Origin of the sequence: Teichococcus coralli, from assembly GCF_009829925.1 — a bacterium.
Taxonomy (GTDB): Bacteria; Pseudomonadota; Alphaproteobacteria; order Acetobacterales; family Acetobacteraceae; genus Pseudoroseomonas; species Pseudoroseomonas coralli.
In genome coordinates this window covers 45,643-67,645 of the sequence record NZ_SNVJ01000021.1, presented here as the reverse complement: position 1 = coordinate 67,645, position 22,003 = coordinate 45,643, and the positions used below count along the sequence as shown (strand labels likewise).

20 protein-coding genes are annotated in these 22,003 nt (G+C 70.1%); 5 read left to right on the top strand and 15 right to left on the bottom strand.

Annotated elements, in window-relative coordinates:
• Nucleotides 1-179: 179 nt before the first annotated feature.
• Entirely contained in the window at nucleotides 180-2,366 is a 2,187-nt protein-coding gene (locus E0493_RS19045) for a primosomal protein N' (protein WP_367614546.1), read from the bottom strand.
• Between the two features lie 117 nt (nucleotides 2,367-2,483).
• Between E0493_RS19045 and fsa the strand changes: the two genes are divergently transcribed.
• From fsa to E0493_RS19030, 3 genes are read left to right on the top strand one after another with little or no spacing between them, the layout of a single operon-like run.
• Nucleotides 2,484-3,140, top strand: coding sequence for a fructose-6-phosphate aldolase (fsa, locus tag E0493_RS19040; protein WP_160938844.1), 657 nt, complete (start codon nucleotides 2,484-2,486; stop codon nucleotides 3,138-3,140).
• 48 nt (nucleotides 3,141-3,188) lie between these two features.
• On the top strand, nucleotides 3,189-3,788 hold the full coding sequence (locus E0493_RS19035) for a GAF domain-containing protein (RefSeq protein WP_160938843.1): 600 nt from the start codon (nucleotides 3,189-3,191) through the stop codon (nucleotides 3,786-3,788).
• On the top strand, nucleotides 3,785-4,696 hold the full coding sequence (locus tag E0493_RS19030; protein WP_160938842.1) for a tyrosine recombinase XerC: 912 nt from the start codon (nucleotides 3,785-3,787) through the stop codon (nucleotides 4,694-4,696). Before E0493_RS19035 ends, E0493_RS19030 begins: the two co-directional genes overlap by 4 nt.
• A gap of 87 nt (nucleotides 4,697-4,783) precedes the next feature.
• On the opposite strand, the gene E0493_RS19025 is transcribed toward E0493_RS19030, so the two are convergent.
• The 3 genes from E0493_RS19025 to lpdA form a co-directional block, all read right to left on the bottom strand.
• On the bottom strand, nucleotides 4,784-5,032 hold the full coding sequence (locus E0493_RS19025; protein ID WP_160938841.1) for a DUF454 domain-containing protein: 249 nt from the start codon (nucleotides 5,030-5,032) through the stop codon (nucleotides 4,784-4,786).
• A 78-nt stretch (nucleotides 5,033-5,110) separates the two neighbouring features.
• Entirely contained in the window at nucleotides 5,111-5,584 is a 474-nt protein-coding gene (gene ybaK, locus E0493_RS19020) for a Cys-tRNA(Pro) deacylase (protein WP_160938840.1), read from the bottom strand.
• 162 nt (nucleotides 5,585-5,746) lie between these two features.
• Nucleotides 5,747-7,225, bottom strand: coding sequence for a dihydrolipoyl dehydrogenase (gene lpdA, locus E0493_RS19015; protein WP_408889188.1), 1,479 nt, complete (start codon nucleotides 7,223-7,225; stop codon nucleotides 5,747-5,749).
• 119 nt (nucleotides 7,226-7,344) lie between these two features.
• On the opposite strand from lpdA, the gene E0493_RS19010 reads away from it, so the two are divergent.
• Entirely contained in the window at nucleotides 7,345-8,328 is a 984-nt protein-coding gene (locus E0493_RS19010) for a tripartite tricarboxylate transporter substrate binding protein (protein WP_160938838.1), read from the top strand.
• A 109-nt stretch (nucleotides 8,329-8,437) separates the two neighbouring features.
• Here E0493_RS19010 and odhB read toward each other — a convergent pair whose 3' ends face one another.
• From odhB to zapE, 7 genes are all read right to left on the bottom strand, one after another.
• Nucleotides 8,438-9,718, bottom strand: coding sequence for a 2-oxoglutarate dehydrogenase complex dihydrolipoyllysine-residue succinyltransferase (gene odhB, locus E0493_RS19005; RefSeq protein WP_160938837.1), 1,281 nt, complete (start codon nucleotides 9,716-9,718; stop codon nucleotides 8,438-8,440).
• A gap of 49 nt (nucleotides 9,719-9,767) precedes the next feature.
• Complete coding sequence (locus E0493_RS19000; protein WP_160938836.1) at nucleotides 9,768-12,638, bottom strand: 2-oxoglutarate dehydrogenase E1 component; 2,871 nt, start codon at nucleotides 12,636-12,638, stop codon at nucleotides 9,768-9,770.
• 233 nt (nucleotides 12,639-12,871) lie between these two features.
• Entirely contained in the window at nucleotides 12,872-13,762 is an 891-nt protein-coding gene (sucD, locus tag E0493_RS18995) for a succinate--CoA ligase subunit alpha (RefSeq protein ID WP_160938835.1), read from the bottom strand.
• 2 nt (nucleotides 13,763-13,764) lie between these two features.
• Nucleotides 13,765-14,961, bottom strand: coding sequence for an ADP-forming succinate--CoA ligase subunit beta (gene sucC / locus E0493_RS18990; protein WP_160938834.1), 1,197 nt, complete (start codon nucleotides 14,959-14,961; stop codon nucleotides 13,765-13,767).
• A 79-nt stretch (nucleotides 14,962-15,040) separates the two neighbouring features.
• Entirely contained in the window at nucleotides 15,041-15,994 is a 954-nt protein-coding gene (mdh, locus tag E0493_RS18985; protein ID WP_160938833.1) for a malate dehydrogenase, read from the bottom strand.
• 141 nt (nucleotides 15,995-16,135) lie between these two features.
• Nucleotides 16,136-16,597: a hypothetical protein gene (locus tag E0493_RS18980; RefSeq protein ID WP_160938832.1), complete on the bottom strand. Its 462-nt coding sequence runs from the start codon at nucleotides 16,595-16,597 to the stop codon at nucleotides 16,136-16,138.
• 34 nt (nucleotides 16,598-16,631) lie between these two features.
• On the bottom strand, nucleotides 16,632-17,819 hold the full coding sequence (gene zapE / locus E0493_RS18975) for a cell division protein ZapE (protein WP_160938831.1): 1,188 nt from the start codon (nucleotides 17,817-17,819) through the stop codon (nucleotides 16,632-16,634).
• A gap of 159 nt (nucleotides 17,820-17,978) precedes the next feature.
• Here zapE and E0493_RS18970 point away from each other — a divergent pair, with 159 nt between their 5' ends.
• Nucleotides 17,979-18,251: a DUF2171 domain-containing protein gene (locus E0493_RS18970; protein WP_160938830.1), complete on the top strand. Its 273-nt coding sequence runs from the start codon at nucleotides 17,979-17,981 to the stop codon at nucleotides 18,249-18,251.
• A gap of 94 nt (nucleotides 18,252-18,345) precedes the next feature.
• Here E0493_RS18970 and E0493_RS18965 read toward each other — a convergent pair whose 3' ends face one another.
• The 4 genes from E0493_RS18965 to sdhC all read right to left on the bottom strand — a co-directional run bounded on the left by E0493_RS18965 (nucleotide 18,346) and on the right by sdhC (nucleotide 21,952).
• Nucleotides 18,346-19,128, bottom strand: coding sequence for a succinate dehydrogenase iron-sulfur subunit (locus E0493_RS18965; protein ID WP_160938829.1), 783 nt, complete (start codon nucleotides 19,126-19,128; stop codon nucleotides 18,346-18,348).
• 18 nt (nucleotides 19,129-19,146) lie between these two features.
• On the bottom strand, nucleotides 19,147-20,967 hold the full coding sequence (gene sdhA / locus E0493_RS18960; protein ID WP_160938828.1) for a succinate dehydrogenase flavoprotein subunit: 1,821 nt from the start codon (nucleotides 20,965-20,967) through the stop codon (nucleotides 19,147-19,149).
• Between the two features lie 129 nt (nucleotides 20,968-21,096).
• The gene (sdhD, locus tag E0493_RS18955) at nucleotides 21,097-21,495 is read right to left on the bottom strand and encodes a succinate dehydrogenase, hydrophobic membrane anchor protein (protein ID WP_160938827.1); all 399 of its coding nucleotides are present in this window, start codon (nucleotides 21,493-21,495) and stop codon (nucleotides 21,097-21,099) included.
• Nucleotides 21,496-21,505: 10 nt separating this feature from the next.
• Nucleotides 21,506-21,952, bottom strand: coding sequence for a succinate dehydrogenase, cytochrome b556 subunit (gene sdhC / locus E0493_RS18950; RefSeq protein ID WP_160938826.1), 447 nt, complete (start codon nucleotides 21,950-21,952; stop codon nucleotides 21,506-21,508).
• Between the last annotated feature and the right edge of the window lie 51 nt (nucleotides 21,953-22,003).

Below are 22,003 nucleotides of genomic sequence, written 5' to 3'. Positions count from 1 at the left end.
GCCCCGCCGCGCAGCCCGGTCGTCACCGACCGGGCTGCGCGGCTGGACATCATATGAATGCGGCGCACATAGCCGCCGCGGTGCCCGGGCATTAACACAGTGTCTCACGGGGCGGCAACGGGGGGCAGGCGCGATTCCTTACCGCGCTTTCACCCTCCCGGCACAATTCGTCGCAGAGTTCAGAGGAATCCGACGGGGTCCACGTCCACCTGCACCTTCACGCTCGCCGGCACCGCCACACGGCCCAGCCATTCCCGCAGAATCGGCTGCACCGCGACGTCGCGCCGCGTCTTCAGCAGCAGCCGGCGGCGGTGCCGCCCGCGCAGCAGGGCCAGCGGCGCGGGCGCCGGGCCGAGCACCTCCATCCCCTCCCCCTGCGGCGCCGCGAGGCCGAGGTCGCGCGCCGCGCGGTCGGCCTCGCGCTCGTCCTCGGCGCTGACGATCAGCGCGGCGAGCCGGCCGAAGGGTGGCCAGTGGCCGGGACGGCGCTGCTCCGCCTCGGCGGCCATGAACCCCTCCAGGTCGTCCGAGACCAGCGCCTGCATGACGGGATGCTCGGGGTTCCAGGACTGCAGCAGCACCCGCCCCGGCGCCTCGGCGCGGCCCGCGCGGCCGGCCACCTGGTGCAGCAGCTGCACGGTGCGCTCGGCGGCGCGCAGGTCGCCGCCGGCGAGGCCGAGATCGGCGTCCACCACCCCCACCAGGGTCAGGTGCGGGAAATGCCAGCCCTTGGCGACGATCTGCGTGCCGATGATCAGGTCCACCTCGCGCGCGGCGATGGCGCGGGCGGCCTCGGCGGCGGCGGCCGGGCCGGGAATGGTGTCGCTGGCCATCACCAGCATGCGGGCCTCGGGGAAGAGGTCCGCCGCCTCGTCCTGCACCCGCTCCACGCCGGGGCCGAGCGGGGTCAGGCTGGCCTCGGCGCCGCATTCCGGGCAGGTCTCGGGAATGGGTTCGGCATGGCCGCAGTGGTGGCATTGCAGCCGGCGCTGCACCCGGTGCTCCACCAGCCAGGCCGTGCAGTTCGGGCAACGCATGCGGTGGCCGCAGGCGCGGCAGAGCGTCAGCGGCGCATAGCCGCGCCGGTTCAGGAACAGCATGGCCTGCTGCCCCTCGGCCAGCGTGTCGCGCACCGCCTGCACCAGGGGCGGGCTGAGGAAGCGGCCCCGCTCCGGCGGGGTGCGGCGCTGGTCGATGATCGCAACCTCCGGCAGCGCCGCCCCGCCATGCCGCACCGGCAGGTGCAGCGCGGCGTAGCGGCCGGTCTCGGCGTTGGTGAGCGTCTCCAGGCTGGGCGTGGCGGAGACCAGCACGCAGGAGGCCCCGGCCAGCCGGGCGCGCACCACCGCCATGTCCCGCGCGTTGTAGACGACGCCCTCCTCCTGCTTGAAGGCGGTCTCGTGCTCCTCGTCCACCACGATCAGGCCGAGATCCGGGAAGGGCAGGAACAGCGCCGAGCGGGCGCCGACCAGCACCGGCACCTTATCCTCCGCCACCGCCCGCCAGGTGTCGCGCCGGCGGCGGCTGCCCAGCTCGGAATGCCACAGCGCCGGCGGCACGCCGAAGCGGCGCTCGAAGCGCTCCAGCCATTGCGTGGAAAGGGCGATCTCCGGCAGCAGCACCAGCGCCTGCCGACCTTGCCGCAGGCACTCGGCCACCGCCTCCAGATAGACCTCCGTCTTGCCCGAGCCGGTGACGCCGGTCAGCAGGGTGACGCCGAAGTGCCGCACCGCCGCCGCCTCGCGCAGCGCCGCGGCCGCTTCCGCCTGCTCCGGCCCAAGCTCCGGACCGGGGCGCTGGAGGTCCGGCACCGGGAAACGCTCGCCGGGCGGCAGCAGGGCGGACTCCAGCAGCCCGGCATCGGCCATGCCGCGCACCACGCCGGGCGAGACGCCGGCCTCGGCGGCCAGGGCGGCGGGCGCATAGACCTCCCCCGGCTCCATCACATCGAGCACCCGGCGGCGGCTTTCCGTCAGCCGCGCCCCCTCCCCGCGCCGCGCCCGCTGCCCGGCGGCCGAGAGGCGCCAGCCGGCCTTGGCGGCGGGCGGCTCCAGCGCGGCGGGGGCGCTCATCGCCATGCGCAGCACCGCGCCGGGCGGGCTCAGCGTGTAGGCCGCCACCCACTCGACGAAGCGGCGCAGGCTTTCGGTCATCGGCGGCACCTCGAAGACGCCCTCGATGTCCTTCAGCTTCCTCTCCGGCAGGCCGGGGTCGGCCTCGCCGTCCCACACCACGCCGATGCTGCCGCGATTGCCGAGCGGCACCGCGACGAAGCTGCCCACCGGCGGCACCGGCATGCCCTGCGGCACCCGGTAGTCATAGGCGCCGGCCAGCGGCAGGGGCAGCAGCACGCGCAGACGTGCCATGCCCGCCCCATTCGGCGCTGCAGCCTTTCGTTGGACAACCGCCATCCGCTACAACTGCTCCCCGAACGGAAACCGCACCGGCGCTCCAGTTTCGCGCCGCATCACAGGAATTCCATTATGAAGTTCTTCGTCGACACCGCCGAGGTGTCCGAAATCCGGGCGCTCGCCGAAATCGGCATGGTCGATGGCGTCACCACCAATCCCTCGCTGATCGCCAAGTCCGGCCGCAAGATGTCCGAGGTGATCGCCGAGATCTGCGACATCACGCCCGGCCACGTCTCGGCCGAGGTGACCGCCACCGACCATGACGGCATGCTGGCCGAGGGCCGCTACCTCCGCGATATCGCGAAGAACGTCGCCGTCAAGGTGCCGCTGACCGAGGCCGGCCTGCGCACCTGCCGCGCGCTCTCCAACGAGGGCACGCCGGTCAACGTCACGCTGTGCTTCTCGGCCACCCAGGCGCTGCTCGCCGCCAAGGCGGGCGCCACCTACATCTCGCCCTTTGTCGGCCGGCTGGACGACCTGGCGCAGGACGGCATGCAGCTGATCGCCGACGTGGTGCAGATCTACCGCAACTACCCGCAGCTCAGGACCGAGGTGCTGGTGGCTTCCGTCCGCCATCCGCTGCACATGGCGCAGGCCGCCAAGCTCGGCGCCCATGTCGCCACCCTGCCGCCGGCGGTGATCCGCCAGCTCATCAAGCACCCGCTGACCGACCGTGGCCTCGAAGCCTTCCTGGCCGACTGGAAGAAGACCGGCCAGAGCATCCTCTGAGGCAGGCGGGACCCGAGGCGGCATGACGCGGCAAGGCACGGGCGGGCGATGACCGAGGAGGACATCGCCGCCTGGCTGCGGGCGCATCCCGGCTTCCTGGCCTCGCGCCCGGAGCTCTACCGCACGCTCGCCCCGCCGCGGCGGGTGCATGGCGAGGAGCTGGCCGACCACATGGCGGCCATGCTCTCGGCCGAGCGCGCCGCCACGCGCAACCTCGCCGCGGCGGCACGGGAGGGCGACGGCTTCGCCGCCCGCACCCATGCCGCCGTGCTGGCGCTGATCGCCAGCCATGACCCCCTGGAGACGATCAGCCAGGAATGGCCCGCCCTGCTCGGGCTGGAACACTGCGCGCTGGCCGCCGAGGGCACCGCCGGGGCGCACCGCCTGGCGCTGCCTTCGGGCAGCGTGGCCCGCCTCCTTCCCGCCGGGCGCGACACCCTTGTCCGCACAGCACCCACCGACCTCCCGCTGCTGCATGCGGAAGCGGCGGGGCTGGTTGACTGCGACGCCCTGGCCCGTGTGCCGCTGGCGAAGACGCCTGCCCTGCTGGTGCTCGGCGCGCGTCATGCCGCCGCCCTGCCCAGCCGGGGCGCCGCGCCGCACCTGCTTTTCCTGGCCCGCGCCCTGGCCATGGCGCTGGAGCGATGACGGGCGCCGAGGCGCGGGCGGAATGGCTGGACTTCCTGGCCCGGGAACGGCGGGCCAGCCCCCGGACCCTCGCCGCCTACGGCGCCGACCTGGCGGATTTCCTGGGCTTTCTCAGCCGTCACCTGGGCGCCGAGCCGGACCTTGCCGCGCTTGGCGCGCTGCGCCCGGCCGACCTGCGCGCCTTTCTCGCCAACCGGGCGGTGAAGGACGGCGTCGGCAATGCCACCCGCGCCCGGCAACTGGCGGCGATCCGTGGCTTCCTGCGCTTCCTGGCCAGGCGCCATGGGCTGACGCCGCTGGCCCTGGCCGGGCTGCGCGGGCCGCGGGTCCGCCCTCCCGCGCCGCGCCCCCTCACCCCCGAGCAGGCGCGCGACGTCGCCGCCGAGGCCGGCAGCGTGGAGAACACGCCCCTGCTGGCGCTGCGCGACACCGCCCTCTTCACCCTGCTCTACGGATGCGGGCTGCGGATCTCCGAGGCGCTGGCGCTGGATGTCGGCGACGCGCCGCGCGCCGGCATCGGCCTCAAGGTGCGCGGCAAGGGCGACAAGGACCGCATCGTGCCGGTGCTGCCGGCCGTGGAAGCGGCGGTGGCCGCCTATCTGCGCGGCCGGGGAGGCCCGCCGCCCGGGCAGCCGCTGTTCCTCGGGGCGCGCGGGGACCGGCTGGACCCGGCTGTGGCGCAGCGCGCGCTGCGCCACTACCGGCGCCTCGCCGGACTGCCCGAGAGCGCCACGCCGCATGCCCTGCGGCATTCCTTCGCCACCCACCTCCTGGGCGCCGGCGGCGACCTGCGCTCCATCCAGGAGTTGCTCGGGCATGCCAGCCTGTCCACCACCCAGCGCTACACCTCGGTGGACGCGGCGAAGCTGCTGGAGACCTGGGAAAAGGCCCATCCCCGCGCGAAGTGAGGCCGCCACGGAGGGCGGGAACATCCGCTCCGCCGAAGGCGCCTCCGCTGCTTTCCCTGTTGCGGATCGTGCCACGGAAGCGCGGGGTCAGGCCCTGCCCAGCTTGCGGCGAAGCCAACGGAAACCATGGTGGTAGCGGTCGGCCGCCCTGGCCTCCAGCTTCTCCAGGCGGCCCATCTGGCCGGGCCAGCGCCGGTCGCACCAGTCCAGGCAGCGGCGCGACCAGCCGTGCTGGTCGCGCAAGACAAAGAGGCCCAGCAACAGGAAGATCGTGCCGTTCAGAAGGGGCAGGACAAGACCGGCCACGCCGACCGCCAGCAGCGACCAGCCTGCCATCTTGCGTTTCCAGGAGGAGCGCTGCAGCTGCATGGCGCTCAGATGGCGTCGTGCGGCGCCCTCCTCAAGGCCGGCCGCTCAGGCGACCAGCGGCGCCGCCCGGCCGCCGAGCGCCGCACGCGCCGCCTCGGGCGCCAGCCGGATCTGCAGCCCGCGCTGCCCGCCATTGACGAAGACATAGGGTTCGCCAAGCGCCGCTTCCTCGATCGCCGAGGGCACTTTGCGCTTCTGGCCGAAGGGGCTGATGCCACCAACGTGATAGCCGGTCAGCCGCTCGGCATCCGCCGGGCGCATCATCTGCGCCGACTTGCCGCCGAAGGCCGCCGCCAGCCGCTTCATGCTGACCTCACGGTCCGAGGGGATGACAACGCAGACCGGCTTGCCGTCCACCTCGGCCATCAGGGTCTTGAGCACGCGATGGGGCGGCTCGCCGATGGCCTCGGCCGCCTGCAGCCCGATGCGTTCGGCATTCGGGTCGTAGTCGTAGCTGTGCAGGGTAAAGGCGATGCCGGCCTGTTGCAGCGCCTGCGTCGCCCGTGTCGCCTTGGACATGGGGTTCACACTGACGGCGGGGTCCGGGGTGACACTGTCACCCCGGCAAGACGGCGGGGTCCAGGGTAAACACTGTCACCCCGGCGGGACGGCGGGGTCCGGGGGGATACGATCCCCCCGGCGGCTGGGTCCAGGAAGGGCGGCGCCCTTCCTGCCCGGTCCTCAGATGTGCAGCGCGCGCCCATCCACCGCGAGCGCCGCTTCCTTGACCGACTCGCTGAGGGTCGGGTGGGCGTGGCAGGTGCGCGCCACGTCCTCGGCGCTGGCGCCGAACTCCATGGCGATGGCGACCTCGGCGATCAGCCCGCCGGCGTCCGGGCCCAGGATATGGCAGCCGAGCACGCGGTCGGTCTCCTTGTCCGCCAGGATCTTCACGAAGCCGTCCGTGTCGCCCATGGCGCGGGCGCGGCCATTGGCGGTGAAGGGGAACTTGCCGACCTTGTAGGCCTGGCCGCGCGCCTTCAGCTCCTCCTCGCTCTCGCCGACGCTGGCCACCTCGGGCCAGGTATAGACGATGCTGGGAATCACGCCGTAGTTCACATGGCCGGCCTGCCCGGCCAGGATTTCGGCCAGCGCCACGCCCTCGTCCTCGGCCTTGTGGGCCAGCATGGCGCCGGCGATGACGTCGCCGATGGCGTAGATGCCGGGGACGTTGGTGGCGAAGTGCCCGTCGGTCTTCACGCGGCCGCGCTCGTCCAGCTCGACACCGGCCTCGGCCAGCCCCAGCCCTTCGGTATAAGGGCGGCGGCCGATGGAGAGCAGCACCACGTCGGCCTTCACCTCCTCCGCCGCGCCGCCGGCGGCGGGCTCGACGGTGAGGGTGACGCCGGAGGCGTCCTGCTTCGCCGCGGTGACCTTGGACTTCAGCTTGAACTTGATGCCCTGCTTGCCCAGCACGCGCTCGAACTGCCTGGCGATCTCGGCGTCCATGCCCGGCACGATGCGGTCGAGATACTCGATCACCGTGACCTCGGCGCCCAGGCGGCGCCAGACGCTGCCCAGCTCCAGCCCGATCACGCCGCCGCCGATGACCACCATGTGGCCGGGCACCTTCTCCAGCTCCAGCGCGCCGGTGGAGGTGACGACCTGCTTCTCGTCCACCTCGACGCCGCGCAGCGGGGTGCTGTCGGAGCCGGTGGCGATGACGATGTTCCTGGTCTCGTAGGTCTGCCCCTCGACCTCGACCTTGCCGGGCGCCACGATCTTCCCCGCGCCCTTCAGCCAGGTGACCTTGTTCTTCTTGAACAGGAACTCGACGCCCTTGACGTTGGCGCCGACCACCTCGCCCTTGCGGGCCTGCATGCGCGCCAGGTCGAGCTTCACGCCCTCGACCATGATGCCGTGCTCGGCGAACTTGTGGCGGGTTTCCTCGAAATTCTCGGAGGACTGCAGCAGCGCCTTGGAGGGGATGCAGCCGACGTTCAGGCAGGTGCCGCCGAGCGTGGCGCGCTTCTCCACGCAAGCGACCTTCATGCCGAGCTGGGCAGCGCGAATGGCGCAGACATAGCCGCCGGGGCCGGCGCCGATGACGATAACGTCGAAGCTCTCGGGCATGGATGGATAACCTGCTCGCAATGGACGGTGCGGCAAACTGGCCCGCCCAGGCGCAGCCGACAAGGGGGGCCAGTGCCGGGCAGCCATTCGCGGGGCGACCGCGAGCGGCGGAATGGTTGCGGGCGGGTTCCCGCCTCTGCCACCCTCGCAGGCATGGCGGCGCCCCATGGAAGAGGGCGCCCCGGTACAAGGGAGAACCGACGTCCATGCCGCCTTCCGCGCCCGGCCTCACCCGGCGCGGCGCGCTGGCCCTGGGCACGGCCATGCTGGCCGCCCCTGCCATCGCCCGCGCCGAAGCCTTCCCCAGCCGCCCCATCCGGCTGATCGTTCCCTGGCCGCCCGGCGGCTCGGCGGACTCTCAGCTCCGCTCGCTGGCCGACCTGGCCACCGCGGCGCTTGGCCAGACGGTGCTGGTGGAGAACCGCTCCGGCGCCCGCGGGCTGCTCGGCGCCCAGGCGCTGCTGCAGGCCGCGCCCGACGGCTACACCCTGGCGCAGCACCATCTCTCCGTGCTGCGCCACCCCTTCATGACCCAGGCGAAATCCTGGGACCCGGTGGAGGACTTCACCCCGATCCTCGGCCTGACCGGCTGGCTCTTCGGCGTCGTCGTCCGGAGCGACAGCCCGATCCGGAGCTGGACCGACTACGTGGCGGCGGCCAGGGCGAAGCCGGGCGCGATGACCTACTCCACCAGCGGCATCGGCACCAGCAACCACATCGCCATGGAGGACATCTGCGCCCGGCTGGGCATCGAGATGACCCATGTGCCCTTCCGCGGCACCACCGAGGGGGTCACCGCCCTGCTGGGCGGGCAGATCGACAGCATCGCGGACAGTTCCGCCTGGGTGCCGCAGGTGGAGGCCGGCAAGTTCCGCCTGCTCTGCGTCTGGTCGCCGGAACGGGCGAAGCGCTTTCCTGAGGTGCCGACACTGCGCGACCTCGGCATCGATCTTGCCGTCACCTCGCCCTATGGCATCGCCGGGCCCAAGGGAATGGACCCCGGCGTGGTGCGGGTGCTGCACGACGCGTTCAGGAAAGCCCTGTTCAGCACAGAGAACACCGCCATCCGGGAGAAGTGGGACATGCCACTGAGCTACATGGACACCGAGGCCTACCGGGACTTCACGGCGCGGCGGGCAGCCTATGAGAAGGCCATGGTGGAGAGGCTGAAGCTCAGCATCGACGGCTGAGGGCCCTCCGGGAAGGCCGGCGCCATTCCGGAACCCTTCGGGCCATTGGAAAAGAAGAAGGCCAGGACCGCTTCCGGTCCTGGCCCCAGCCCTCCCGCCCGCCGGGCGCTCAGATGTCGAGCATCAGCCGGCGCGGGTCCTCGATGCTCTCCTTCACGCGCACCAGGAAGGAGACCGCCTCCTTCCCGTCCACGATGCGGTGGTCGTAGGAGAGCGCCAGGTACATCATCGGGCGGATCTCGATCTTGCCGCCCACCACCATAGCCCGCTCCTTGATCGCGTGCATCCCGAGGATGCCGGACTGCGGCGGGTTCAGGATCGGGGTGGACATCATCGAGCCGTAGATGCCGCCGTTGGTGATGGTGAAGGAGCCGCCCGACAGCTCATCCAGCTTGAGCTGGCCATCGCGCGCCTTCTTGCCGAAGCCGTTGATGGCCTTCTCGATCTCCGCGAAGGACATCTGGTCGGCGTGCTTCACCACCGGCACGACGAGGCCCGAGGGGCCGCCCACCGCGATGCCCATGTGCACGAAGTTCTTGTACACCAGGTCGTCGCCGTCGATCTCGGCGTTGACCGCCGGGAACTCCTTCAGCGCGGCGATGCAGGCCTTCACGAAGAAGGACATGAAGCCGAGCTTCACGCCCTGCTTCTTCTCGAAGACGTCCTTGTACTCGCTGCGCAGCGCCATCACCGCGCCCATGTCCACCTCGTTGAAGGTGGTCAGCATGGCGGCGGTGTTCTGCGCCTCCTTCAGCCGGTTGGCGATGGTCTTGCGCAGGCGGGTCATCTTCACCCGCTCCTCGCCGCCCTCCAGCGCGCGCGGCGCCTTCGCCGCGGCGGGCTTGGCCGGCTCGGGCGCCGGGCGGGACAGGTAGGAAAGCACGTCGCCCTTGCTGATGCGGCCGTCCTTCGCCGTGCCCTGGCCGATCTGCCCGGCGGAGAGATTGTTCTCGGCCATCATCTTGGTGGCGGCCGGCAGCGGCGCGGGGGCGCCGCCCGGGCGCGCGACCGGCCCGCTCTCGCGGCGCGGCTCCTCGACCTTCGGCGCGGCCGGGGCCGAACCGGCGGGCGTGCCGGCGGTGGCGCCGGAGGCCTTGGGCGCCGGCGGCTTCTCGGTGCCGGGCTTCTCGGTGGCCTTGGGGGAGACCTTGCCCTCGCCGGCGGAGATGGTGCCGAGCACGGCGCCCGGCTCCACCTCGGCACCCTCGTCGGCGCTGATCGCCTCCAGCACGCCGGCGGCGGGGGCGTTCACCTCCACCGTCACCTTGTCGGTCTCCAGCTCCACCAGCGGCTCGTCGGCGGCAACGGCGTCACCGGCCTTCTTCATCCACTTGGCCACCGTGGCGGTGGAAACGCTCTCGCCCAGGGTGGGCACCACGATCTCAGTCATTCTGCCGTCGCCTCTTTGCCGCTGCGATGCTCAGGTAGTCGGGGAAGGCTCAGGAGAGCCCCAGCGCGTCGCGCACCAGGGCCTCCTGCTGCTGCTGGTGGACCTTGGCAAGGCCCGTGGCGGGGCTCGCCGCCTCGGCGCGGCCGACGTATTCGGGGCGCTTCGCCTTGATGTCCAGGCCCTTCAGCACCTTCTCGATCCGCCGGTCGAGGAAGTTCCAGGCGCCCATGTTCTCGGGCTCCTCCTGGCACCACACCACCTCGGCCTGCCTGTACTCGGCCAGCACCTTGGCGAGGCTGACCGCCGGGAAGGGATAGAGCTGCTCCAGGCGGATGATCGCCACGTCCTGCACGCCCTTGTCCCGCCGCTCCTGCAGCAGGTCGTAGTAGACCTTGCCGGTGCAGAGCACCACGCGCTTGACCTGCTCGGCCGGCGCGATGGCGTCGGTCTCCGGGATCACGGTGCGGAAGGTGCTGCCGGGCGCGAAGTCGGCCAGCGAGCTGACCGCCAGCTTGTGGCGCAGCAGCGACTTCGGCGTCATCACCACCAGCGGCTTGCGGTGGTTGCGCTTGAGCTGCCGGCGCAGGGCGTGGAAGTAGCTGGCCGGCGTGGTGAAGTTGCAGACCTGCATGTTGTTCTCGGAGCAGAGCTGCAGGTAGCGCTCCAGCCGGGCGGAGGAATGCTCCGGCCCCTGCCCCTCATAGCCGTGCGGCAGCAGCATCACGAGGCCGGACATGCGCAGCCACTTGGTCTCGGCGCTGGCGATGAACTGGTCGATGATGACCTGCGCGCCGTTGGCGAAATCGCCGAACTGCGCCTCCCACACCACGAGGGAGTGCGGGTCGGCCAGGGAGTAGCCGTAGTCGAAGCCCAGCACGCCGAACTCGGAAAGCAGCGAGTTGAAGGCCTCGATGCGGGCCTGACCCTCGCGGATGTTGTTCAGCGGCACGTATTCGGCCTGGCTCTGCTGGTCCACCAGCACGGCGTGGCGGTGGCTGAAGGTGCCGCGCTGCACGTCCTCGCCGGAGAGGCGGACGCGGTGCCCCTCCACCAGCAGGGAGCCGAAGGCCAGCGCCTCGCCGGTCGCCCAGTCGATGCCCTCGCCGGTCTCGATGGCGTTCTTCTTGGCATCGAGCTGGCGGGCGATCTTGGAGTTGACGCCGAAGCCCTCGGGCACCCGCGCCAGCGCCGCGCCGACCTCGCGCAGCGTGTCGAGCGAGACGGCGGTGCCGTCCTCCTTCTCCTCGCAGTCGGAGCCGGCGGCCTTCATGCCGGCCCAGTGGCCTTCCAGCCAGTCGGCCTTGTTCGGCTTGAAGGTCTGCGCGGCCTGATAGGCCTCCTCCAGCCGGGCGTTGAAGGCGTCCAGCATCGCCTTGCCGTCCTCGGCGGAAACGGCGCCGGATTGCGCCAGCCGCTCCGCATAGAGGGTGCGGGTGGTCTTGGTTTCCTTGATCCGGCCGTACATCAGCGGCTGGGTGAAGGCCGGCTCGTCGGTCTCGTTGTGGCCGTGGCGGCGATAGCAGACGATGTCCAGCACGATGTCTGCGCCGAACTCCATGCGGTAGTCGGCGCAGAGCCTGGCGCAGAAGACCACCGCCTCCGGGTCGTCGCCGTTCACGTGCAGGATCGGCGCCTGCACGCTCTTGGCCACGTCCGTGCAGTAGAGGCCGGAATAGGCATGCGCCGGAACGGTGGTGAAGCCGATCTGGTTGTTCACCACCACATGCACGGTGCCGCCGGTGCGGTAGCCGATGAGCTGGCTCATCGCCAGGGTCTCATAGACCACGCCCTGTCCGGCGAAGGCGGCATCGCCATGCAGCAGGATGCCCATGACGCTGCGGCGGCCCTTGGTGTCGCCGGCCATGTCCTGGCGGGCGCGCACCTTGCCGGCCACCACCGGGTCCACCGCCTCCAGGTGCGAGGGGTTCGGCTGCAGCGACAGGTGCACCTGGCGGCCGTTGATCTCGACATCGGTCGAGGTGCCGAGGTGGTACTTCACGTCGCCCGAGCCCTGCACGTCGTCCGGGTGCGCCGGGGTGCCCTTGAACTCGGAAAAGACCTGGGTGAAGGGCTTCTTCACGACGTTGACCAGCGTGTTCAGGCGGCCGCGGTGCGGCATGCCGATCGCGATCTCCTTCACGCCGCCATCCACCGCCGTGGCGATGATGGTCTGCAGGGCGGGGATGGTGACCTCGCCGCCCTCCAGCCCGAAGCGCTTGGTGCCGACATACTTGCGGGCGCAGAAGGCCTCGAAGCCCTCGGCCTCGGTCAGCTGCTGCAGGATGCCGCGGCGCGCGCCGGCATCAAAGGCGCGGGTCCAGGGCGCACCCTCCATCCGCTGCTGGATCCAGGCCTTCTGGCCGGGGTCCTGGATGTGCATGAACTCAACGCCGATCGGGCCGCAATAGGTGGCGCGCAGGATCTGCAGGATCTCGCGGACCGTCGCCGTCTCCTTGCCGAGCACGCCGTCAATGAAGATCGGCCGGTCGAGGTCGGCCTCGGCGAAGCCGTAGGTCTTGGGGTCCAGCTCCGGGTGCGGCTTCGGCTTCTGCAGGTGCAGCGGGTCGAGCTGGGCCTCCAGGTGGCCGCGCACGCGGAAGGCGCGGATCAGCATCAGGGCGCGCAGCGAATCGAGCACCTGCTGGCGGCCGATCCCTGCCTCGGCGGCCGGGGCGGCCTTGCCCTTCCTGTCCGGCGCGGGCGCTTCCTCCGGCGCGAAGGCGCCGCGCGGGCGGGGCGCCCAGGAGGCGCCCGTGGCATCGTGCAGGACGGCGCGCGCGTCGTCGTTCAGCGCGGCGAACAGCTCCTGGAACGAGGCGTCCACGCTGTCCGGATTTTCCACCCAGCGCGCATACAGGTCAGCGAGGAAGGTGGCGTTCGCCCCCGTCATCGCGCTTGCCAGGATGTCGATACCGGCCATCAGCTCCTCCTCGCCCGCGCCACACCCAGGCATGGCGGCGTCATCTCACCAACGGGCGTCACAAAATGCAGCGCCGCCCCCGATATAGGGACGGCGCTGATTAACACAGAGGTTATTTGCGCAACATTGCGACGACCTGCGGCGGGCCTGCATGCCAGACCCGCGCGCCGGCCTCATTGCCGCATTCTGCTGCGCCGCAGCATGCACCAGTCCCTGCTGCGGCGCAGCATGCATCAGCCCTTGAGGGCCTTCACCATGGTGGAGCCGAGCGCGGCCGGGCTCTCCGCCACATGGATGCCGGCCTTGCGCATGGCGTCCATCTTGGCTTCCGCGGTGTCCTTGCCGCCGGAGATGACCGCGCCGGCATGGCCCATGCGGCGGCCCGGAGGCGCCGTGGCACCGGCGATGAAGCCCACGACCGGCTTGTAGTTGGCCGAGCCCGGCTTGTTCTCGCGCGCCAGGAACTCGGCCGCGATGATCTCGGACTGGCCGCCGATCTCGCCGATCATGATGAGCTGCCTGGTCTCGTCGTCCTTGAGGAACAGCTCCAGGACGTCCACGAAGTCCATGCCCTTCACCGGGTCGCCACCGATGCCGACGCAGCTCGACTGGCCGAGACCGGCCGCCGTGGTCTGCGCCACCGCCTCATAGGTCAGGGTGCCGGAGCGAGACACGATGCCGACCGAGCCGCGCTTGTGGATATGGCCGGGCATGATGCCGATCTTGCAGGCGTCCGGCGTGATCACGCCCGGGCAGTTCGGACCCACGAGGCGGGACTTCGAGCCGGAAAGCGCCCGCTTCACCCGGATCATGTCCATCACCGGGATGCCCTCGGTGATGCAGACGATCAGCGGCACCTCGGCGTCGATCGCCTCCAGGATGGAGTCGGCGGCGAAGGGCGGCGGCACGTAGATGACCGAGGCATCGGCGCCGGTCGCCTCAACGCATTCGGCCACGGTGTTGAACACCGGCAGGTTCAGGTGGGTCTGCCCGCCCTTGCCCGGCGTCACGCCGCCCACATACTTGGAACCGTAGGCGATGCCCTGCTCGGCGTGGAAGGTGCCCTGCGAGCCGGTGAAGCCCTGGGTCATCACCTTGGTGTTCGCGTCGACGAGAATGGCCATGGTTACGCGGCCTCCTTCACGGCGCGGACCACCTTCTCGGCGGCGTCGGCCAGATTGTCGGCGGGGATGATCTTCAGGCCGGATTCGGCCAGGATCTTCTTGCCGAGTTCAACATTCGTGCCCTCCAGGCGCACCACCAGGGGCACCGAGAGGGTCAGGTTCTTCGCCGCCGCGACGACGCCGTTGGCGATCATGTCGCACTTGGCGATGCCACCGAAGATGTTGACCAGGATCGCCTTGACGTTCTTGTCGGAGGTGATGATCCGGAACGCCTCGGTGACCCGCTCGGCGGTCGCGGTGCCGCCGACGTCGAGGAAGTTCGCCGGGCTGGAGCCGTAGAGCTTGATGATGTCCATGGTGGCCATCGCCAGGCCGGCGCCGTTCACCATGCAGCCGATCTCGCCGTCCAGCGCGACGTAGTTCAGGTCGTGCCGGGTGGCGTCCAGCTCCTTCGGGTCCATTTCGGACTCGTCGCGCAGCCCCTCAAGGTCCTTGTGGCGGAACAGCGCGTTGTCGTCGAAGGAGACCTTGGCGTCGAGCGCCACGACGTCGCCCGCGCCGGTCACCACCAGCGGGTTGATCTCGACGATGGCGCAGTCGAGCTCGGTGAAGGCCTGGTACATGGCCGCCACGAACTTGCCGAAGGCGCCGACCTGCTTGCCTTCCAGGCCCAGCCCAAAGGCCAGCTTGCGGGCGTGCCAGCCGGAGATGCCCGAGGCCGGATCGACCGCGACCTTCAAGATCTTCTCGGGGTGGTTCTCGGCCACCTCCTCGATCTCCATCCCGCCCTCGGTGGAGGCCATGATGGTGATGCGGGAGGTCTCGCGGTCCACCAGCAGGGAGAGATACAGCTCGCGCTTGATGTCGCAGCCGTCCTCGACATAGACGCGGCTGACCACCTTGCCGGCCGGGCCGGTCTGCTTGGTCACCAGCGTCCTGCCGATCATCGCCTCGGCGGCCGCCTTCACGTCCTCGACCGACTTGACGACGCGCACGCCGCCCTTGCCGTTCGGGTCCTCCTGGAAGCGGCCGGCGCCGCGGCCGCCGGCATGGATCTGCGACTTCACGACATAGACGGGGCCGGGCAGCTTCCTGGCCGCCTCGACCGCCTCGTCGGCCGTCCAGGCCACATGCCCGTCGAGCACCGCGACGCCATAGCGCCGCAGCAGCTCCTTACCTTGATACTCGTGGATGTTCATCCGTTCACCCTTTGCATGGGCTGGACGGCCAAAACGCGGCCGGGGCGGGGGCCGGGGCGCCCGCCCCGGCCCCGGATTATCAGACGCCGAGCTTCTTGAAGTCCGCGATCAGCTTCTTCACCGCGTCGCAGGACTTGTCGAAGGCGGCCTTCTCCTCGGGGGTGAACTGGACCTCGACGATCTTCTCCACGCCCTTGTCGCCGATCACCACGGGGACGCCGACATAGAAGTCGCTCATGCCGTACTCGCCGCGCAGCAGCACGGCGCAGGGCAGGACGCGCTTCTTGTCCTTCAGGTAGCTCTCCGCCATGGCGATGGCCGAGGCGGCCGGAGCGTAGAAGGCCGAGCCCTTCTCCAGCAGCTTGACGATCTCGCCGCCGCCATTGGCGGTGCGCGCCACGATGGCGTCGATCTTCTCCTGGGTGGTCCAGCCCATCTTGATCAGGTCGGGCACCGGGATGCCGGCGACGGTGGAGTAGCGGGTCAGCGGCACCATGGTGTCGCCATGGCCGCCCAGCACGAAGGCCGTCACGTCCTCGACGGAGACGCCGAACTCCTCGGCCAGGAACAGGCGGAAGCGCGAGCTGTCCAGCACGCCGGCCATGCCGACGACCTTCTCCGGCGGCAGGCCGGACTTCTGCTGCAGCACCCACACCATCACGTCGAGCGGGTTGGTGATGCAGATGACGAAGGCGTTCGGGGCATAGGTCTTGATGCCCTCGGCCACCTGGCCGATGACGCCGGCGTTCTTGGTCAGCAGGTCGTCACGGCTCATGCCCGGCATCCGGGGGAAGCCGGCGGTGACGATCACCACGTCGGCGCCCTCGATGGCCGAGTACTCGCTGGTGCCGACCATCTTGCTGTCGAAGCCGTCCACCGGGCCGGACTGCATGATGTCGAGCGCCTTGCCGGCGGCGACGCCGGCGAAGACGTCGAACATCACGACGTCGCCCAGCTCCTTGAGGCCAATCAGGTGGGCGAGAGTGCCACCGATATTCCCTGCGCCAACCAGCGCGATCTTCTTGCGGGCCATGAGGAGGCTCCTTCCCGAGCTTGCGAACGAAGGCGGAATTGGGAGATTTTGCACCGGCTACCTACTCTTGCCCAACCGCCCCGGCAAGGCGGGGCGGGAGCCTATTCGGCGGCCGGGGCGGCAGATCCGGGCGGCGGGGCCTCAGAGCGGCAGGCAGCGCACCACATCGTCATGGCCGCGCGCCAGGGTGGACATGGTGCCAACGGGGCACTCCCGCTGCTCCCCCGTGGCGGCGGGCAGGCCGGCCTGCCAGGAGGTCAGGCGGGGGCCGGCGGCCGGGCGCTGGGCCACGCGGGCGGCGGTGCGCTGCGCCTGGCCCTTGCGCAGGATCTGCGCCGGCCTGGCCTTCGCGGTCCGCAGGCTGGCGGCAGACCCACTGGTGGCAGACCCGTTGGCGGCAGACCCGTTGGCGGCAGACTGGCGGGACGCGCTGCGCTGCGGCTGCGCGGCCGGCCGGGCTGCGGCCGTGCGGCTATGCGAGCCGGCCTTGGCCGACTTGCTGCTCGCGGCATGGCTCTCGCGGCGGCCGGAGGCGGCCTCCGCCGTCGGCACCAGCGCGATGCTCAGGAGGCCGAGCAGGCAGAGCGGGATCAGTCGTCGCATGGCAGCTCCTTCTTCCGGTTGCGGCGCCCGCCCCTCAGGTGAGGTGCGGCATTCCGAGATAGTCGTGGCTTTGCATCTCGATCAGGCGGGAGGCGGTGCGCTGGAACATCGCCGCATTCTCGCCCTGTTCGTAGAGCCGGTCGGGCTCCGCCGCGGCGGAGGCGACCAGCTTGCAGCGGTGCTCGTAGAGCGTGTCCACGAGGGTGATGAAGCGGCGGGCCTTGTCGAAATTGTCCGGACCCAGCCGCGGCACGCCATCCAGGATGAGCGAGTGGAAGTGGGTGGAGAGCGCCAGGTAGTCCGCCGGGCCAAGCGGCAGGCCGCAGAGCTGCTCGAAATCCGCCCGCGCCACGCCGCCCACCGCCTGCGGCACCTCGACGCGGCGGCCCAGCACCGTCAGCACCTGCTTCTCGCCATGCGCCTTGCCGGTCAGCTCCTTGAAGGCGGCATCCAGCGCCCGCTCGGCCCGCCCGTCCACCGGCGAGTGCCAGGTGGGCAGGCCCTGGATGCGGCCGCGCCGGTAGTCCTGCGAGGAGTTCAGGTGCAGAACCGCGACGTGCTGCTTGATCAGCGCGATGAAGGGCAGGAAGGCATCCCGCCCCGGGCGGCCCTTGAACAGGTCGTCAGGTGCCGTGTTGCTGGTGGCCACCACCACCGTGCCGCGGGCGAACAGCGCCTCGAACAGCCGGCCCAGGATCATCGCATCGGCGATGTCGTGCACCTGGAACTCGTCGAAGCAGAGCAGCGCGGCTTCGGCGGTCACCTGGTCGGCCAGCGGCGGGATGGGGTCGGTGCCGTCGCCATGCTGCTTCTTCCAGGCATGGATGCGCTGGTGCGACTGCTGCATGAACTGGTGGAAATGGATGCGCCGCTTCCGCGGCACGTCGGCGCAGGCGAAGAACAGGTCCATCAGCATGGACTTGCCGCGCCCTACCTCGCCCACGAGATAAAGGCCCTGCGGCGCGTTGCCCGGCGCTTCCTCCACCGGCTTGCGGCGGAAGAAGCGGCTCATGAAGCCGCCGCCCTCCGGCGTGGGCGGTTCCTGCTTCGGTTCGTAGCCGCGCAGCCTGCGCCAAAGGTCCTGCAGGATCTCGGCGGCCTGCGCCTGGACAGGGTCGGAACGCAGTTCGCCCGCCGCCACCTTCGCACGGTAGGCGGGCAGCGGACCGTCGGCGGAACAGGGCAGGCCCACGGCCTGCCCCGGCTTCATGGGGCCATCCATCGCCATGCGGATTAAAGGTTAATGCGCGACCCGACAACCGGGCATCAGCGGCCTTTTCGCACCGCAGCGTAGCCTTAGGCGCCAAACACTTCCGCCGCTTGCCTGTGCATCCGCACGAACTGCCAGCCGTTAAGCTCCGAAGCAGCGAGGACCACCGCCATGATCGACAAGTCGCAGATCACGCCGCACACCGCCATCGTCGGCTCCGACGGCGTTCATATCGGAACCGTGGACGGGGTGGAGGGCGACTTCATCAAGCTGACGAAGTCCGACTCCGCCGATGGGCGCCACCATTACCTCCCCGCCAGCGCCATCGCGGACCAGGAGGGTGACAAGCTGACCACCCTGATGAACCACACCGCCGCGCAATCCCTGCTGCAGGACAGCCCGGAGGCCGGCGAGCCGGGAAGCAATTTCGTCACCGGCTCCTGAACGGGGCCGAGGATGAGAATTCCTCGGCCCCGTTCCACGGAAAACGGCCCGCCGGGCTTCCCCGGCGGGCCGTTTTCCATGGCGAAAGGGCGGTTCAGCCCTGCCGCTCGACCATCAGCTTCTTGATCTCGCCAATCGCCTGCGCCGGGTTCAACCCCTTCGGGCAGGTGGCGGCGCAGTTCATGATGGTGTGGCAGCGATACAGGCGGAACGGGTCCTCGAGGTTGTCGAGGCGCTCGCCGGTGTATTCGTCGCGCGAGTCGGCGATCCAGCGATAGGCCTGCAGCAGCACGGCCGGACCCAGGTAGCGGTCGCCGTTCCACCAGTAGGAGGGGCAGGCCGTCGAGCAGCAGAAGCACAGGATGCACTCCCACAGCCCGTCCAGCTTGGCGCGCTCCTCCTTGGACTGGCGGCGCTCCTCATCCGGCGGCGGCGGGGTGTCGCTCTTCAGCCAGGGCTCGATGGAGCGGAGCTGGGCGTAGATGTGGGTCAGGTCGGGCACCAGGTCCTTCACCACCGGCATGTGCGGCAGCGGGGTGATGCGGACGTCCTTCTTCACGTCCTCGATCGGCTTCAGGCAGGCGAGGGTGTTCATCCCGTCGATGTTCATCGAGCAGGAGCCGCAGATGCCCTCGCGGCAGGAGCGCCGGAAGGTGAGCGTGGTGTCCACCTCGTTCTTGATCTTGATCAGCGCGTCCAGAACCATCGGGCCGCACTTGTCGAGATCGATCTCGTAGGTGTCGTAGCGCGGGTTCTCGCCGGTATCCGGGTCGAACCGGTAGATCTTGAAGCTCTTGACGTTCTTGGCGCCCGGCTCGGCCTTGAAGGTCTTGCCGGCGCCGATCGTCGAGTTCTTCGGAAGCGTGAAAGTGGCCATGGTGTCCCCGCTCCTTGCTCAGTACACGCGCGGCTTGGGCGGGAAGACCTGGACCTCGTTGGTGAGGGTCCGCATCTTCACGTCGCGGTAGTCGAGCGAGACTTCGTACTTCTCGTTCACCCGGGCGAGGGTGTGCTTCATCCAGTTCTGGTCGTCGCGCTCGGGGTAGTCCTCGTGGGCATGGGCGCCACGGCTCTCGTGCCGCGCCTCGGCGCCCACCACGGTGGTCAGCGCGTTGCCGATCAGGTTGTCCAGCTCCAGCGCCTCCATCAGGTCGCTGTTCCAGATCAGGCCCCGGTCGGCGATGCGGATGTCGCTGTAGCCCTGCGCCACCTTCGCCATCTTCTCCACGCCCTCCTTCAGCAGCTCGGAGGTGCGGAACACGGCGGCATGGGTCTGCATGGTGCGCTGCATCTGCCCGCGCAGCTCGGCCACCGCGGTGCCGCCCTTGGCATGGCGGACGCGGTCCAGCCGGTCCAGCGCCATCTCGCCGGCCTTGGGCGGCAGCGGCGCCTGGCTGGCGCCCGGCTTGATGGTCTCGGCGGCGCGCAGCGCGGCGGCGCGGCCGAACACCACGAGGTCGAGCAGCGAGTTGGTGCCGAGCCGGTTGGCGCCGTGCACGGAAACGCTGGCCGCCTCCCCCACCGCCATCAGGCCGGGCACCACCCGGTCCTGGTCGGTACCGGTCGCGGCCAGCACCTCGCAATGGATGTTCGTGGGGATGCCGCCCATGTTGTAATGGACGGTGGGGAGCATCGGGATCGGCTCCTTGGTCACGTCCACGCCGGCGAAGATCTTCGCGGTCTCGGAGATGCCCGGCAGCCGCTCGTGCAGCAGGTCGGCGCCCAGGTGCTCCAGGTGCAGGTGGATGTGGTCCTTGTGCGGGCCGACGCCCCGCCCCTCGCGGATCTCCATGGACATGGCGCGGGAGACGACGTCCCGGCTCGCCAGGTCCTTGGCGGTCGGCGCGTAGCGCTCCATGAAGCGCTCGCCCTCGGAGTTGGTCAGGTAGCCGCCCTCGCCACGGGCGCCCTCGGTGACCAGGCAGCCCGAGCCGTAGATGCCGGTCGGGTGGAACTGCACGAACTCGTTGTCCTGCAGCGGCAGGCCGGCGCGCAGCACCATGCCGCCGCCGTCACCCGTGCAGGTATGGGCGGAGGTGCAGGAGAAATAGGCGCGGCCGTAGCCGCCGGTGGCCAGCACCACGGTCTGCGCCCGGAAGCGGTGGATGGAGCCGTCCTCCAGGCACCAAGCGACGACGCCGCGGCAGGCACCCTCCTCCATGATCAGGTCGAGCGCGAAATACTCAACGAAGAACTCGCACTGGTGCTTCAGCGACTGCTGGTAGAGCGTGTGCAGGATGGCATGGCCCGTGCGGTCGGCGGCGGCGCAGGCGCGCATCGCCGGGGTCTTGCCGTAGTCCTGCATGTGGCCGCCGAAGGGCCGCTGGTAGATCCTGCCGTCCTCGGTCCGGCTGAAGGGCACGCCGAAGTGCTCCAGCTCGATGATCGAGGGCACCGCCTCGCGGCACATGTACTCGATGGCGTCCTGGTCGCCCAGCCAGTCCGACCCCTTCACGGTGTCGTACATGTGCCAGCGCCAATCGTCCTCGCCCATGTTGCCGAGCGCCGCGCCGACGCCGCCCTGGGCGGCGACCGTGTGCGAGCGGGTGGGAAAGACCTTGGTGATGCAGGCGGTTTTCAGCCCCGCGGCGCCCATGCCGAAGGTGGCGCGCAGCCCGGCCCCGCCGGCGCCGACGACGACCACGTCATAGGTGTGGTCCACGACGCGGTAGGCGCCCGAGGAAGGCCCCGAGGAAGGCATGGTGATCGCGTTCATCGTCCCGATCCGTCCGTCACTTGCGCGGCGCGCAGAGGAGGGCGCCGCCTTTGCAGAAAGCTGTCAGCCTGAAGTTAGGGCGGGGTTGTAGCCTGCAAGCCCCTCACCCCGCCATGCGCGCCGCGCGCCTCAGACCGCGATCTTGAGCACGGCCAGGGCCGCGAGCACGCCGAACAGCGTGCAGGCCGCCTTCACCGCCAGCACAGCGGCCATGCGGGACATCTCGTCGGCGACATAGTCCTCGATCACGACCTGCAGGCCGGAGGCGGTGTGCTGGAAACCGATGGCGATGGTCAGCAGCAGCAGGGTGGCGTTGAACGGGTGGCCAATCCACAGGATGGTGTCGGCGTAGCTGTGCCCGGCGAGGCTCGCCACCGAGATCACGAACCACAGCATCAGCGGCAGCAGCGCCATGGAGGAAATGCGCTGCACCCACCAGTGGTGCGAGCCCTGCTTGGCCGAGCCCATGCCGCGCACGCGCCCCAGGGCGGAGCGCTGGCGGACGGTTACCTTCGAGACGTCACTCATGATCCGCTCCTCAGGCCCAGGCGATGATGGCGATGAACCAGGTCAGCACCGTCATCACGCCGGTGGCGATCAGCACGATGCGGCCGGTCTTCTGGACCGTGGGGATGTCGTAGCCGTAGCCGGAATCCCACATCAGATGCCGCACGCCGGCCAATGTGTGGTACCAGGCCACCGCGGAAAGCCCGAACAGCACCAGGATGCCGATGAAGGAGCTGAAGAACCACTGCGCGGTGGCGAAGGCGTCCGGCCCGGAGGCGGCCGCCACCAGCCACCACACCAGGAACAGCAGCCCGACCGCCCAGATCGTGCCGGTGATGCGATGCGCGATCGACATGCCGCTGGTGATCTGGAACATGTCGTAGACTTGCAGGTGGGGCGACAGGGGGCGGCGGAAGGCCGTCCCGTCCGTGCGGCGGCCCACCATGGTCGCGTCGCGCGCATTGTTCTCAATCGACATGGACCGATCCCGCTCCGCAATTTCCAAACGCCCCGATTCCCGCCGGGGCAG

Coding starts and splice junctions, on each gene's coding strand:
- E0493_RS19045 (WP_367614546.1), bottom strand. CDS start 2,366: ATGGCACGTCTGCGCGTGCTGCTGCCCCTGCCGCTGGCCGGCGCCTAT.
- fsa (WP_160938844.1), top strand. CDS start 2,484: ATGAAGTTCTTCGTCGACACCGCCGAGGTGTCCGAAATCCGGGCGCTC.
- E0493_RS19035 (WP_160938843.1), top strand. CDS start 3,189: ATGACCGAGGAGGACATCGCCGCCTGGCTGCGGGCGCATCCCGGCTTC.
- E0493_RS19030 (WP_160938842.1), top strand. CDS start 3,785: ATGACGGGCGCCGAGGCGCGGGCGGAATGGCTGGACTTCCTGGCCCGG.
- E0493_RS19025 (WP_160938841.1), bottom strand. CDS start 5,032: ATGGCAGGCTGGTCGCTGCTGGCGGTCGGCGTGGCCGGTCTTGTCCTG.
- ybaK (WP_160938840.1), bottom strand. CDS start 5,584: ATGTCCAAGGCGACACGGGCGACGCAGGCGCTGCAACAGGCCGGCATC.
- lpdA (WP_408889188.1), bottom strand. CDS start 7,225: ATGGCTGCCCGGCACTGGCCCCCCTTGTCGGCTGCGCCTGGGCGGGCC.
- E0493_RS19010 (WP_160938838.1), top strand. CDS start 7,345: ATGCCGCCTTCCGCGCCCGGCCTCACCCGGCGCGGCGCGCTGGCCCTG.
- odhB (WP_160938837.1), bottom strand. CDS start 9,718: ATGACTGAGATCGTGGTGCCCACCCTGGGCGAGAGCGTTTCCACCGCC.
- E0493_RS19000 (WP_160938836.1), bottom strand. CDS start 12,638: ATGGCCGGTATCGACATCCTGGCAAGCGCGATGACGGGGGCGAACGCC.
- sucD (WP_160938835.1), bottom strand. CDS start 13,762: ATGGCCATTCTCGTCGACGCGAACACCAAGGTGATGACCCAGGGCTTC.
- sucC (WP_160938834.1), bottom strand. CDS start 14,961: ATGAACATCCACGAGTATCAAGGTAAGGAGCTGCTGCGGCGCTATGGC.
- mdh (WP_160938833.1), bottom strand. CDS start 15,994: ATGGCCCGCAAGAAGATCGCGCTGGTTGGCGCAGGGAATATCGGTGGC.
- E0493_RS18980 (WP_160938832.1), bottom strand. CDS start 16,597: ATGCGACGACTGATCCCGCTCTGCCTGCTCGGCCTCCTGAGCATCGCG.
- zapE (WP_160938831.1), bottom strand. CDS start 17,819: ATGGATGGCCCCATGAAGCCGGGGCAGGCCGTGGGCCTGCCCTGTTCC.
- E0493_RS18970 (WP_160938830.1), top strand. CDS start 17,979: ATGATCGACAAGTCGCAGATCACGCCGCACACCGCCATCGTCGGCTCC.
- E0493_RS18965 (WP_160938829.1), bottom strand. CDS start 19,128: ATGGCCACTTTCACGCTTCCGAAGAACTCGACGATCGGCGCCGGCAAG.
- sdhA (WP_160938828.1), bottom strand. CDS start 20,967: ATGAACGCGATCACCATGCCTTCCTCGGGGCCTTCCTCGGGCGCCTAC.
- sdhD (WP_160938827.1), bottom strand. CDS start 21,495: ATGAGTGACGTCTCGAAGGTAACCGTCCGCCAGCGCTCCGCCCTGGGG.
- sdhC (WP_160938826.1), bottom strand. CDS start 21,952: ATGTCGATTGAGAACAATGCGCGCGACGCGACCATGGTGGGCCGCCGC.